The sequence below is a fragment of the Aromatoleum sp. genome (assembly GCF_035254505.1).
Lineage (GTDB): Bacteria > Pseudomonadota > Gammaproteobacteria > Burkholderiales > Rhodocyclaceae > Aromatoleum.
Window position 1 is genome coordinate 172371 of sequence record NZ_DATFAO010000044.1, and the last position, 13248, is coordinate 185618.

The 13248-nt window shown below is 57.7% G+C and carries 11 protein-coding genes; all 11 read left to right on the forward strand.

Annotated features, from left to right (window positions below; genetic code table 11):
• Window positions 1–2 precede the first annotated feature (2 nt).
• The 11 genes from VJ673_RS07650 to VJ673_RS07700 all read left to right on the forward strand — a co-directional run bounded on the left by VJ673_RS07650 (window position 3) and on the right by VJ673_RS07700 (window position 13246).
• The gene (locus tag VJ673_RS07650; protein WP_324125467.1) at window positions 3–1331 is read left to right on the forward strand and encodes an aminotransferase class I/II-fold pyridoxal phosphate-dependent enzyme; all 1329 of its coding nucleotides are present in this window, start codon (window positions 3–5) and stop codon (window positions 1329–1331) included.
• 24 nt (window positions 1332–1355) lie between these two features.
• Entirely contained in the window at window positions 1356–2771 is a 1416-nt protein-coding gene (locus VJ673_RS07655; protein WP_324125468.1) for a mannose-1-phosphate guanylyltransferase/mannose-6-phosphate isomerase, read from the forward strand.
• Window positions 2768–3922 (forward strand): KpsE/RkpR family capsule polysaccharide export protein, encoded by a 1155-nt coding sequence (locus tag VJ673_RS07660; protein ID WP_324125469.1) that lies wholly within the window; start codon window positions 2768–2770, stop codon window positions 3920–3922. The genes VJ673_RS07655 and VJ673_RS07660 overlap by 4 nt, the downstream gene beginning before the upstream one ends.
• A gap of 12 nt (window positions 3923–3934) precedes the next feature.
• Window positions 3935–4720, forward strand: coding sequence for an ABC transporter permease (locus VJ673_RS07665; protein WP_324125470.1), 786 nt, complete (start codon window positions 3935–3937; stop codon window positions 4718–4720).
• The gene (locus tag VJ673_RS07670; RefSeq protein WP_324125471.1) at window positions 4717–5367 is read left to right on the forward strand and encodes an ABC transporter ATP-binding protein; all 651 of its coding nucleotides are present in this window, start codon (window positions 4717–4719) and stop codon (window positions 5365–5367) included. The genes VJ673_RS07665 and VJ673_RS07670 overlap by 4 nt, the downstream gene beginning before the upstream one ends.
• Window positions 5368–5383: 16 nt before the next feature.
• Window positions 5384–6874 (forward strand): glycosyltransferase family 4 protein, encoded by a 1491-nt coding sequence (locus VJ673_RS07675; RefSeq protein ID WP_324125472.1) that lies wholly within the window; start codon window positions 5384–5386, stop codon window positions 6872–6874.
• Window positions 6875–6894: 20 nt separating this feature from the next.
• On the forward strand, window positions 6895–8898 hold the full coding sequence (locus VJ673_RS07680; protein ID WP_324125473.1) for a hypothetical protein: 2004 nt from the start codon (window positions 6895–6897) through the stop codon (window positions 8896–8898).
• A gap of 25 nt (window positions 8899–8923) precedes the next feature.
• On the forward strand, window positions 8924–10753 hold the full coding sequence (locus tag VJ673_RS07685) for a coiled-coil domain-containing protein (RefSeq protein WP_324125475.1): 1830 nt from the start codon (window positions 8924–8926) through the stop codon (window positions 10751–10753).
• Between the two features lie 6 nt (window positions 10754–10759).
• Window positions 10760–11707 (forward strand): hypothetical protein, encoded by a 948-nt coding sequence (locus tag VJ673_RS07690; RefSeq protein ID WP_324125476.1) that lies wholly within the window; start codon window positions 10760–10762, stop codon window positions 11705–11707.
• Window positions 11708–11817: 110 nt separating this feature from the next.
• Window positions 11818–12489: a 6-hydroxymethylpterin diphosphokinase MptE-like protein gene (locus VJ673_RS07695; RefSeq protein WP_324125584.1), complete on the forward strand. Its 672-nt coding sequence runs from the start codon at window positions 11818–11820 to the stop codon at window positions 12487–12489.
• Complete coding sequence (locus VJ673_RS07700) at window positions 12470–13246, forward strand: MBL fold metallo-hydrolase (RefSeq protein WP_324125477.1); 777 nt, start codon at window positions 12470–12472, stop codon at window positions 13244–13246. Before VJ673_RS07695 ends, VJ673_RS07700 begins: the two co-directional genes overlap by 20 nt.
• Window positions 13247–13248: the final 2 nt, after the last annotated feature.

Here is a 13248-nt window from a genome sequence, read left to right on the forward strand (position 1 = left end):
CCATGAGCAAGCAGAATTTCGGCCTCGTCGGGCAGGCGCGCGACGAACTGGTGAAGCGCTTCCTGGGTCGCAAGAATACCCAGGCGCCGTCGCCCGAAGGCCTGCAGGCGGCCACCGCCGGCTATCCGGAAATCCCCGAAAGCTTCTATCGCTTCGACCGTTTCCCCGGCTACGAAAAGCTCCTCGTCCCACAGGCCGCCGCGCGGCGTTTCGGCATCGAAAACCCCTTCTTCAAGATGCACGAAGGGGCTGCCGGTGCGACCACGCAAATCGAGGGCCGGAGCTTCATCAACTTCTCGAGCTACAACTACCTCGGCCTCTCCAGCCATCCGCGCGTGAACAAGGCGGCCAAGGACGCCATCGAGCGCTACGGCACCTCGGCCTCGGCAAGCCGGCTCGTCGCGGGTGAACGGCCGGTGCAGCGCGAGCTCGAAGAAGCGCTCGCCGACTGCTACGGCGTCGAAGACTGCATCGTCTTCGTCAGCGGGCATGCCACCAACGTCACGACGATCGGCTACCTCTTCGGCAGCAAGGATCTGGTCATCCACGACAGCCTGATCCACAACAGCGTGATCGAAGGCATCCAGCTGTCCGGCGCCACCCGGCGCGCGTTCCCGCACAACGATACCACCGCGCTCGACGCGATCCTCAACGACATCCGCGGACAGTTCGAGCGCGTACTGATCGTCGTCGAAGGCCTGTACAGCATGGACGGGGACATCCCCGACCTGCCGCGCTTCGTCGACATCAAACAGCGCCACAAAGCCTTCCTGATGGTCGACGAAGCCCACTCCTTCGGCGTGCTGGGGGCCGGCGGCATGGGCATCCGCGAGCACTTCGGCCTTCCAGGCAAGGCCGTCGACATCTGGATGGGCACGCTCAGCAAGTCGCTCGCCGGCTGCGGCGGCTACATCGCCGGCGAACGCGCGCTGGTCGAGCACCTCAAGTACGCGGCGCCGGGCTTCGTCTACAGCGTCGGCATGTCCCCCCCGCTCGCCGCAGCGGCACTCGAGGCCCTCACCATCATCCGCCACGAGCCCGAGCGCACCCACCGATTGCGCGAACGCGCCGGCCGCTTCCTCGAGCTCGCCCGCGAGAAGGGCATCGACACCGGACTGTCGCAGGGCTACGCGGTGATCCCGGCCATCATCGGCAGCTCGCTGAAAGCCACACGCGCCGCACAGCAATTGTTCGCGCGCGGCATCAACGTCCAGCCGATCATTCATCCCGCGGTCGAAGAGCGGGCCGCCCGTCTCAGATTCTTTGTCAGCTGCATGCACAGCGAAGAGCAGATCAGCGCCGCTGTCGATGCCCTGGCAACAGTCCTATAACGCATTGGAACAATGGAACAACGCATGTCAGTGATTCCCGTCATTCTGTGCGGCGGTGCAGGTTCCCGGCTATGGCCGGTCTCGCGTGAGAGCCATCCGAAGCCCTTCATCCGCCTAGGCGACGGCCAGAGCCTGCTGCAGAAGGCCTTCCTGCGCGGCGCCAACCTCGCCGGCGTATCGCAGATCGTGACGGTCACCAACCGTGAGTTCTTCTTCAAGACCGAAGACGAATTCCGCGAGATCAACAAGAACAAGCTGCCGACCTCCTTCCTGCTCGAACCCTTCGGTCGCAACACCGCCGCCGCCGTCGCCGCCGCCGCGCTGCACCTTGCCGAGCGCAACCCCGACACGGCACTGCTGGTCCTCGCCGCCGACCACCTGATCACAGACCAGTCAGCCTTCGCCGCCGCCGTACAGCGCGCCGTCGGCCTCGCCCGCGAGGGCAAGCTCGTCACCTTCGGCATCCAGCCCGACGCGCCGGAAACCGGCTATGGCTACATCGAAGCCGAAGGCAACACCGTGCTGCGCTTCGTCGAGAAGCCCGACGCCGCCACCGCCCAGACCTATCTCGACTCCGGCCGCTTCTACTGGAACTCCGGCATGTTCTGCTTCACCGCCCGCACCATGCTGGAAGAAATGGAGCAGCACTGCCCCGCGATCCTCGCCGCCGTCCGCACATGCCTCGCCCGGTCGCGCACGTCAGAAGGCAAGGGTTTCAGCCAGTGCGGACTCGACCCGGACAGCTTCGGCAAGGTCCCCGAGGACTCGATCGACTACGCCGTGATGGAAAAATCCCGACGTGTCGCCGTCGTCCCGTGCGACATCGGCTGGAGCGACATCGGCTCCTGGTCGGCCCTCGGCGACCTGACCGCCGCCGACGATCAGGGCAACCGTGTCGAAGGCGAAGCCCTGCTGCACGACGTCAGCAACTGCTCCATCCGCAGCAACGAGCGACTCGTGGGCGCCGTCGGCGTCCACGACCTGATCATCGTCGACACCCCCGACGCACTGCTCGTCGCCGCCAAGGACCGCGCGCAGGACGTCAAGCATCTCTATGCCGAACTCAAAGCCACCGGGCACGAAGCTTACAAGCTGCATCGCACCGTGCATCGCCCATGGGGCACTTACACGGTCCTCGAAGAAGGCAGCCGCTACAAGATCAAGCGCATCGTGGTGAAGCCCGAGGCCAGCCTGTCGCTGCAAATGCACCACCATCGCAGTGAACACTGGATTGTGGTCAGCGGCATGGCGAAGGTCGTCAATGGCGAGCGCGAAATCCTCGTCGCCCCCAACGAATCGACCTACATTCCGGCCGGGCATCACCACCGTGTCAGCAACCCCGGCGTCCTCGATCTCGTGATGATCGAGGTGCAAAGCGGCGAATATCTGGGCGAAGACGACATCGTCCGTTTCGAAGACAATTACGGACGCGTCTCATGAACCTCAACGACCCCATGCTCGAAACTCTGCAAAGCCGGTCCAAACCGGCTGCCAGTCGCATCCCGAAGCTCTTCAGGAATCGACTGTTTCTCTTTACGACCCTCATTCCCACGCTGATCACCAGCCTCTACTTCGGGCTGATCGCGTCGGACGTCTACATTTCGGAATCACGTTTCGTCGTTCGCAGCCCCGAACGGCAGACTGCATCGCCGCTTGGGCTAATGTTCAAGAGCGCGGGCTTCACCCGTGCAGAGGACGACGCTTATGCCGTCCAGGACTTCATTCTGTCCCGTGACGCCCTCAAGGCGTTGGACAACGAGTTGAACATCAAAAATGCCTTTTCTTCCCCACGCATTGATCTGTTCAGCCGCTTTGGAGCCCTAGACTGGGATAAGAGCTTCGAAGCATTTCACCTTTACTATCAAAAGAAAGTAAATATTCAGTTCGACCCCGCTTCATCGATCGCAACCTTGACCACAAAGGCCTACAGCGCCGACCAAGCCTTCGCGATCAATCAACGGCTTGTCGAACTCGCCGAAGAACTTGTAAACAATATCAACGGACGTGGTCGTCAGGACATGATCAAGTTCGCGACCGAAGAGGTCGGTGACGCTCGAAAGAAAGCTCAAGCAGCCGCCCTCGCGTTGGCTCGATACCGTGATTCACAAGGTGTAATCGACCCTGAAAAGCAATCTGCCATCGGACTTCAACAAGCCGCAAAGCTCCAAAGCGACCTTATTGAAACACGCTCGCAACTTGCCCAGCTTGAGCGCCTAGCCTCCAACAATCCTCAAATTCCGGTGCTGCGACAGCGGGTGCAATTGATACAACGTGAGCTCGATTCGGAAAATGCCCGGGTTGCTGGCGGCCACCGCTCCTTGGCGGGAAAAGCCGCTGAATACCAGCGACTCACGCTGGAAAAGGAATTTGCAGACAAGCTTCTCGCCAGTTCCATGAACACGTTGGAATTGGCACGTACCGAAGCCCAGCGCAAGCAGCTCTATCTTGAACGAGTCGTTCAGCCCAGCAACCCCGATGAAGCGATGGAACCGCTGCGTCTCAGGAACGTATTTGCTGTATTCGTTTTAGGATTGACTACTTGGGGCATTCTGTCGATGCTGATTGCAGGAATCAAGGATCACCAAGACTGAGTCGCCGTGATCATGAACGCTTCACTCTATCGAGCACTGAGCATCCAACGGCGCGTCGTCGGCGCATTGCTCCTGCGGGAGGTCGTAACTAGATACGGCCGACACAATATAGGAGCACTGTGGATGGTTGCAGAGCCCATGCTATTTACCCTGGGCATTGCGACCCTCTGGTATCTCGCCGGCCTGCATACAATGTCCGCCATTCCCGTAGTTGCCTTTGCTATTACCGGGTATTCATCGGTACTCACTTGGCGAAATTCGGCGAATCGCTGCTCAAAAGCGATTGAGCCCAATTTGAGCCTGATGTATCACCGGAATGTACAAGTAATAGATATATTTCTGTCTCGCATCATACTTGAGACCGTCGGCGCATCGGCATCGTTTCTGATCTTGACCCTGCTATTTGCCTCCATCGGAGTAATGAAATGGCCGGCGGACCCGCTACTGGCCGCAATTGGCTGGCTCCTACTTTGTTGGTTCGCGCTCGCCCTTGGTTTGATGGCAGGCTCGCTTTCGGAGTTGTCGGAAACATTCGGCCGGATCTGGCATGTCATAACGTATTTGTTGTTTCCCCTATCAGGTGCCGTATTCATGGTTCATTGGTTACCGCCGGCCGCTCAGCAAGCGGTACTTTGGCTTCCAATGGTGCACGGCGTTGAAATGGTACGCCATGGTTATTTCGGCAATGTTGTGCCCACCCATGAATCGCCCTTCTATCTAGCGACCGCAAATCTGACTCTTACTCTGATCGGGCTTGCCTTGGCCCGAGAAACGGCAAAGAGAGTGCAACTCGAATGATCGAGCTTAATGAAATCAGCAAGACATATACGACTCAAAGTGGTCGCCATCATGTCCTCGATCACATCTCGCTGACGATTCAGCGAGGAGACAAGCTCGGAATTCTGGGCCGAAACGGCGCCGGCAAGTCCACGCTCATTCGGATACTTAGCGGCATCGAACCTCCGACGAGCGGACGAGTGACTCGTCGGATGACGATTTCATGGCCTCTCGCCTTTGCTGGCGGCTTTCAGGGAAGTCTCACCGGCATTGATAACTTCAAGTTCATCTCTCGCGTCTACGGAATCGATTACCGATCGAAACTAGATTTCGTCGACGATTTCTCGGAGCTCGGCAAATTCATGCGCGAGCCCGTAAAGAGATATTCCTCTGGCATGCGGGCAAGGCTTGCTTTTGCAATATCAATGGCCATTGAGTTCGACTGCTATCTTATTGACGAAGTCTCGGCGGTTGGGGACAGCCGCTTTCGGGAGAAATGTGAAAACGAACTGTTTCTGAAGCGAGGCGATCGGACGATGATCATCGTTTCGCATCAACCCGAGCAAATTCGACAACACTGCAACAGATTTTGCGTTCTCGAGAAAGGCAAGATCATTAACTTCGACAAAGCAGATTCAGCATATGACTACTATGCCCAATGGCAATAATAAAATTAAGGTCCTAATGGATCTCAAACCCACTCTGGATGGGTATGCCGGGGTTCCGCAGGAAACTCGACTCCTTTTTCTAGGATTGAGGTCCGCGGAAGAATATAGCGTCGAAGGCTTGATTCAACACGGTTCAAGAAATCTGAAATCGGCAATCCCCACCAATCGTAAAGCGCTCGCGACATCGAAGAGAATCAACCGCTTGTCCAAGGTGGTCGTATCGCTATACGAGAAGCCCTACAGCAGTCTTCTCGATAATGCCTCTGAGGCGGTCACACGGTACGTTGCGTCGCTTCTCTTGCATGCTAGAGCCCGCTTCGGGCGCGCTATTCCCACTCACGTCTTCGAACCGGATCTTTTCGACGATTTCATCTGGCGGACGTTTTTCAGCAAAACTCTCAAGCCGATCAACAAGGATCTCATCACCTCAACGCGTTACCGCGTGCTGAGGCAGCCGCGTTCCTTGCTGCACAAGAGCGGGCTCGCAGCACTCAAGTACACCTCGACCCCTCGCTATCCTTCCGTCGATACACGTGGCTTTGATTTTTTTGTCGCGCAGACGCCGTTTCCGGGACGAACCAGCCCCGGCACGCGCCTGGTTGTCCGTTATCACGATGCCGTGCCGGTCTTGATGCCCCACACGATCGGCAACAAAGCGTTTCATCAGGCCTCGCATTTCTACTCCCTACAGGACAACGTCCGTTCCGGCGCCTGGTTCTCGTGCATTTCAGAGGCGACGCGTAAGGATCTGCTCAAGATTTTCCCGGAAGCCGAGCCGCGCACAGCCGTGATTCACAACATGGTGTCCGGCGAATATTTCGACGAGGACTCGCCCAAGGGGCTCGTCTTCAACATCATCGCCAACCGGCTATGTGACACCAATGAATTCGGTACCGAGTTGTCTGGCATCTCATTGAACAAGGCCGGTCAGACACCGCAAGAATTCGACTACCTGCTGATGGTCTCGACGATCGAGCCGCGGAAGAACCACCTGCTGCTCATGGAAGCCTGGGAACGCCTCAAGTACACCTCAATGCCCAACCTGAAGCTCGTGATCGTCGGCAACTCGGGTTGGGACGAGAAGCCCATCCTGAAGGCATTCAAACCTTGGGCCGAACGCGGCGACCTGTTCCACCTTGCCAACGTGCCGGCTTTCGAGCTACGCATCCTCTACAAGCACGCACTCGCCACCATCTGCCCAAGCCTGGCAGAAGGCTTCGATTATTCGGGAATCGAGGCGATGCGCAGCGGCGGAATCGTCATTTCGTCAGATATCTCCGTCCACCGCGAGGTCTACGAGGACGCATCCGAGTATTTCAGCCCCTACTCCTCGGAAGACGCCGCCCAAGTCATTCAGAGCGCCATTCGGCAAGGCGGCGCTTCGCTACGGGCTCGCCTCGTGCAGAAAGGGAGGGAGATTTCGGGGCGCTACACGCCATCGCTCATCCTCCCCCAGTGGAACGAATTCTTTCGCGCGGCAAGCGCGAACGGGAAACACAGTCGTTAAAAGCATCGTGGAGAAGTAACGTGAAGATTGTCCTTACATGCGGCCACTACCGCTCGAGTTACCAGGCGGTACACGGATTCCTTGCGAAATCCGGGCTGGGCGATGCATCTCCCTCTCGACGCGAGGGCATGACGCCGACGACTCTCCAAACAGAGATATTGAAGTACTACGAACTAGATCCAGATGCATTGGACATCGTCAAATCCGTGCAACCTGGGAAGGTCTGGCACAACCTCGCCGTCGATCTCCTGATGGGCAACCTGGACAAGCAGAATTGGGGTTGGGCGGACTCACGCACGCTGTCACTGCTTGATTTCTGGCTGCAGCTCGACTCACAGATCCGTTTCCTCCTCGTCTACTCCGCGCCGGAGTATGCGGTCGCACAGATGCTCGCGGATAGCGAAGCCAGTCCCGAAAACATCGAGCGAGCCGCTCAGTCCTGGTGCGATGCGAACTCGCAGATGATGGCCTTCTTCCACCGCCATCCCGAGCGCTGCATTCTCGCCAACACGTCATCCGTCATGCAGTCGCCCTGCGATTTCGTGGCAAGAGTGAACACCGACTGGGAACTCCGTCTCGATTGCGGCTCGGCAGCTGCGATGGCTGAAGAGCTTGACGTCCGCAGTCTCGGCGCCCGACTGCTGAAGCCACTACTTGCCGATTTGGACGACGTAGCCACGCTTTACGACGAGTTGGAAAATTCAGCGCACTTTGCTGCAGCAAGCGCCGACGTCGAACGTGCCGAAATATACCGAGGCTGGAATCAATATCGCCGATCGACAATCGCGGCGCGCGAACTGCAAAGTGCGCATGATCGCGTCGTCGCGGCGCTCGACCTGCAATCGAAGGTCGCAGCCCAGGCTCAGAAGGCTCTCGAAGACAGCCACGCGAGCCTTTCCCAGGAGCACCACCTCACGCTGGCTCAACTACATCAAGCACAGGAGGAGTTGGAGAAGCATTCCCTGCAATACGCTGAGGAGCGTGAGGCACTGCGCAAGGCCCGCGACGAACAGGCCAAAATCTCAGCCGAGCAACAGCGCCAGATTGCGCAACTCAAGGATCAGTGCCGCGAACTCTCCCGAGTATGCGATCAGCACCTGAAGACCATCGAAGCGGCCCGCCAGGCAGCCAAGGCCGCGCCCTCGGAGGCGGAACTCAAATCGCTTCAGTCGAGACTCAGCGAGCTCGGCAAAGAGAATGATCAGCTTCTACTCCAACTCCATCAGGCGCAGGAGGAACTCGAACAGTATTCTCTGCGATGCGCGAACGAGCGTGAGGATCTGATCAAGAGCCGAGACGAGCAGGCCAAAGTCTCAGCCGAGCAACAACGCCAGATTGCTCAGTTCAAGAGTCAGTGTGATGAACTTACGAGAATACGCGATCAGCACCTCAAGACCATCGAAGAAGCCCGCCACGCGGCCAAGGCAGGCCCCTCTGACGCCGACCTCAATACGCTTGAGTCGAAACTCAAGGAAGCCAGCCAGGAGAACGAGCTGCTTCTGATCCAGCTCCATCAGGTTCAAGAAGAGCTTGAACACTACTTTGTCAAGAATGCGGAAATAGCGCAAACAACATCGAGCCCAGCGTTCTGGGGCGATCAACAGCCACGCACGATGTTGTGGGACATGCGCTCGGACGTGATCGGGGATAACTGGTACTACGCCGAAGAGGACGGGCGGTGGGCCGGCCCGGAACCTTACAGCACGCTCAAGCTTCCGCGCCTGCGCGACGGCCGCTACGAAATCGAGCTTGATATTGTCGATGCAATGGCACCGGAGATCCTCACCGGAATGGAACTGGCCATGAACGGCCACCCGGTGCCGCTCGAAACCTCCGGCCCCTCCTTGCCGGCAGTCGTCCGCACCAGTTTCTCTACGAGAGACATCGGCGATCAGCTCGGATGGACGCTCCAGTTTCGCTTTCCGAACATGATTTCACCCGCAGACCACGGATCGGACGATCAGCGCGTTCTGGGCATTCGTCTGCGCACGGTAAAGCTCACCCACGCAGAACTGTCTCAGTGACGTCCCACGTTAGAAGGCTTCTCGAATGACTGCCGAATCATCGATGCAATTCTGGATCGAGCATCTGCGCGTACTCGCCGCACCACTGGGCGTGGTTCACGTCGGGGCGGGATCATCCACAACGAGCCTACATTACGCTCAATGGTCGGTACCCAGGGTGCTTCTGGTCGAAGCCGATGAACGGCTGCATGAGAAGCTTGAGGTTGCCACTGCCGACCGCCCCGGATGGTCGTCGCACAACTCACTGGTCGACGAATGCGACGGGGAGTCGCTTTTTCACGTGGCCACAAACCCCAGGGAAAGCGGGCTGGTGCCCCCCGAAAACCTGAACGTCTTGTGGCGTAACCTGAAGACGACCGATCGACGCACCCTTCCGGCGCGATCGCTGGAAAGCCTACTATCAGAATCAGACATATCGACCGAGGAAGTCAATTGGGCCGTCGTTGACTGCCTCCCGGCACTTCCAATTTTGCGTGGAGCGGGAAGGTATCTAGGCAGCCTCGACGTCATCCGAGTACGGACCCTGATGGACCAAGAGGCGTGTTCGATCGTCGGCGCCTCGATATCCGAGATCAGTGAGTTTCTCGAAAGCCACGGTTTTCGTTGCGTCGCAACCGATGCCGAACGACAGCCCGCAATTGGAAGCGCTCTTTTTGCGAGGAACTGGAAACCCGTCGTCCGCCAATATCAGGTTGAGAATGCCCGGACAGCGACCGAATTGCTGAGCCATAAGGCAGCACTGCGTGCGGCGACAGAGCGCCTGGACCAGGAAGATGCTTCACGCGCGGTCCAGGAACAACTGCTAGTGGAACGCACCGAGCAGCTTGAGCGTCTGCGAGCAGAAAAGGACAGCGCCGAGGAATTATTGACAGAATTGCGGCGCCAAAACGCAGAACTCATTCAACAGCATCAAACTGCGTTGAAGGAAGCTGCAGAGCGCTCGCTAGAACTGGAGCAACTGCGCGTCAGCAAGGAAAGCATCGAGCAAGATTCGGCGCAATTGCGGCGCCAAAACGCAGAACTCATTCAACAGCATCAAACCGCATTGAAGGAGGCTGCAGAGCGCTCGCTAGAACTGGAGCAGCTGCGCGTCAGCAAGGAAAGCATAGAGCAAGATTCGGCGCAATTGCGGCGCCAAAACGCAGAACTCGTTCAACAACATGAATCCGCGTTGAACGAGGCTGCAAAGCGTTCGGCAGAGCTGGAACAGGCAATCAAGGCGCGCGACGGCGCTCTGCAGCGAGTTGCCGAGCTTCAGCGTGACTTCGCAGCGAAGCTACCTCGAATTGAAGAACTGGCCCAATTGCGAGAGGCAAATAGCAGTCTTGCGAACGAAGCCTCCACCCTGCGTAACGCGCAACAGGCTCTTGCGAGCGAAAAAGCCGAGCAGACAGCGGCCCTTGAACAACAAGCAAGGCATGCCGCTGAAAGTGCAGAGCAAATCAAGACGCTGAACCACGCCAAGACCGAGGCCGAACGACTCGTTACGGAAACGCAAAATAAACTGCGTGCTCTGTCCGCAACGCACGAAGAACTAAAGAAACAATTTGAAGAACAGCGCCGCGAAGCTACGGACGCGCGCCGCACCGCCGCTCTTAGCGTGAAGCTCCAATCGCTACGCGAATCGGCGCTTCAGGATCTCCAGACCCGCCATCGCGACCTGAGGATAAACTACGAAAGCCAGCAAGATCTTCTCGAAAAGCTTTCCGTAAGACTCGCTGCGGTTGCCGATTACCTGCATCAAATCCCGCAACCCCAGGAGCTCGTTCTTTCCACGCAAACGCCCCCGGCCGACACTGAATCACACCGTGAACAGCGTTCGTCGCGTGTGACGTCCTTGGGAAACAACGGGTAAGTTACCATGCCGCCCTCTACACCTCATCTGCCGGATGGAGTACAGGCCCTAACGGGGGCAATTGATGACGCATTGAGTCTTCTGAATGGATTCCGGAAGACCAATGCGGGCGCCCTGTTGCCCACCAGCAACCCTTCCGATCTCTTAAGTCAGTGCCTCGATCTCTGCGCACAATACCGGTCTGCGGCTTCGGAACCGATTCGCACCGTACATCATTTTGCCTGCACAGGCGGCACTCTTGTGACGAAGTGCATCGCGACAACACCCAACAGCCAGGTTCTCAGTGAGGTCGATCCTCTGAGCACACAGTTGGATCAGCAAAAGCCCCGGTTTGCACCTACCGACATCATTACGCAGATGCGTCAGAGTACCCAAGGGGCGTCACAGGAGCTTCTCATTGAGCTCTTTCTCAACAGCATCGAACTCGTAAAGCGAGATGCGGATTCTCGCGGCCTCCGTCTGGTCGTTCGCGACCACGCACACAGCCATTACTGCCGTGGCCCCGGGATCCCGGACCGTCCGAACCTTCGACAGATCCTCGAATCACGCTTTACCACACTCTCCGTCCTCACTGTGCGCCATCCCTTGGACAGCTTCCTCTCCTTGAAGGGCAATGGCTGGCTCAATTTTGCTCCGCAAACCATAGACGAATACAGCCAGCGTTACTTGACCTTCCTCGACGCCTACCAGGGGCTGCCGGTCGTCAGGTATGAAGATTTGGTGGACAGCCCATCAACAACGATGCAAAGAATCGCCTTGCATCTCGACTTGCCGTTCTTCGATCAATTTCTCGAACTATTTTCTGCCTTCCATCTTACGGGCGACAGCGGGCGCACCAGCGACATCCTTGAACAGAAACCCCGGCGACAGATTGATGATGACCTCTCCGACCAACTAAAGGCATCTGAAAGCTATCGGCGACTTCTGGATGCCCTGGAATATCCGACGCACTGACTAACCGACAAGAGCTCGTCATCGCAATGAACATTGCCGCTGCCCTTCCCTTTCTTTCCGCTTCATCCAGTAGCGGTCTGGACATCGAGTAAGACATGTCTCGACTTCGGATGCTCCATAACCGCCATGCAGGAGGCCGGTGCGTAATCGTTGCAAACGGCCCCTCGCTTAACAAGATGGAACTCGGTTTTCTCCGTTCAGAGACCGTTATCGGCATGAACAAGATATATCTGGGATTCCGCAAGTTCGGCTTTTACCCGCGATACTACGTCGCGATCAACGCCAAGGTCATCGAGCAGTCCCTCAATGAGATCGGAGCCATGAATTGCGTCAAATTCATCGGAAGCCAGGGGGCAATGGGAAGGATCAGCGAAGGGCCGATGACCTACCTGATCAATACTACAACGCCCCCAGCGCGATTCTGTCACGACATTTCTCGTGGAGTGCATGAAGGCTTCACGGTCACCCACGCCGCCCTGCAGATTGCCTACTACCTGGGATTCCAGGAAGTCGTGCTGATCGGGCTGGACCATCGTTACGAATTCTCGGGGAAACCGAACGAGGCGCGAACATTGGACGGCCCAGATCCCAATCATTTTAGCGAGAGCTACTTCGGCCACGGTCAGCGCTGGGACAATCCGGATCTGGCCCATTCCGAAGAATCCTACGCGCTGGCGCGCCTCGAATTCCAGCGAGCGGGACGAAGAATCATTGATGCCACTTTGGATGGCGCGTGTCCGACATTTGAAAAAGCCGATTATCGTGAACTCTTTTTCCGTTGATTTTCTCGGCCAAGCCGGTTTCAGAATTTCGTCAGCCGAAGGTACGGTATATATCGACCCGTATCTATCGGATTCGGTGCGGGCACTCGATTCAGCCGACCTGATACGCCAGGTTGCCATCCCCGTTTCGCCCGCAGACGTGCGCGACGCGACCTGGGTGCTCATTACGCACGACCACATCGATCACTGCGATCCGCACACGCTTCCGGTCCTGTCGGATGCCTCGCCCGACGCCCGGTTCGTGGCCCCGCCGCCGGCCGCGGAGAAACTCCTTGAATGGGGTATTGCTCCGCACAGAATCCAGACAGCATCCGAGACCTGGCATCCGCTTCTGCCTGGCCTCAGCATCAAAGCGGTGCCCGCCGCCCACCCCAGTGTCGAACGCGACCCCGAAGGCCGCCTAGCCTGCGTTGGCTACCTGTTTTCTGCCCAGAGCGGGCAACGAACCTATTTCGCGGGTGATACCGGTGTCACACAAGAACTGCTCGACGCACTTTCACGCGAAACCCCGATTCGAACCGCTTTTCTGCCGGTAAATGAGCAGAATTTCTTTCGGGCACGGCGCGGAATCATCGGAAACATGTCGGTTCGTGAGGCCTTTCTGCTAGCAGCGGAACTTGGTACGAAAAGGCTCTTCCCCTATCATTGGGACATGTTTGCTATCAATGATGCATATCCCGAAGAAATCTCCTTGATTCACCGGAAAACTCAGGCGCCCTTCGTATTGTTGTCATCACCATGCAATCTGTTTGAGTGAGT

What these genes read in the sequence shown, in the direction of transcription:
- VJ673_RS07670 (WP_324125471.1), top strand. Translation starts at nt 4,717, where the DNA reads ATGATCGAGCTTAATGAAATCAGCAAGACATATACGACTCAAAGTGGT.
- VJ673_RS07665 (WP_324125470.1), top strand. Translation starts at nt 3,935, where the DNA reads ATGAACGCTTCACTCTATCGAGCACTGAGCATCCAACGGCGCGTCGTC.
- VJ673_RS07695 (WP_324125584.1), top strand. Translation starts at nt 11,818, where the DNA reads ATGCTCCATAACCGCCATGCAGGAGGCCGGTGCGTAATCGTTGCAAAC.
- VJ673_RS07675 (WP_324125472.1), top strand. Translation starts at nt 5,384, where the DNA reads ATGGATCTCAAACCCACTCTGGATGGGTATGCCGGGGTTCCGCAGGAA.
- VJ673_RS07690 (WP_324125476.1), top strand. Translation starts at nt 10,760, where the DNA reads ATGCCGCCCTCTACACCTCATCTGCCGGATGGAGTACAGGCCCTAACG.
- VJ673_RS07660 (WP_324125469.1), top strand. Translation starts at nt 2,768, where the DNA reads ATGAACCTCAACGACCCCATGCTCGAAACTCTGCAAAGCCGGTCCAAA.
- VJ673_RS07655 (WP_324125468.1), top strand. Translation starts at nt 1,356, where the DNA reads ATGTCAGTGATTCCCGTCATTCTGTGCGGCGGTGCAGGTTCCCGGCTA.
- VJ673_RS07685 (WP_324125475.1), top strand. Translation starts at nt 8,924, where the DNA reads ATGACTGCCGAATCATCGATGCAATTCTGGATCGAGCATCTGCGCGTA.
- VJ673_RS07650 (WP_324125467.1), top strand. Translation starts at nt 3, where the DNA reads ATGAGCAAGCAGAATTTCGGCCTCGTCGGGCAGGCGCGCGACGAACTG.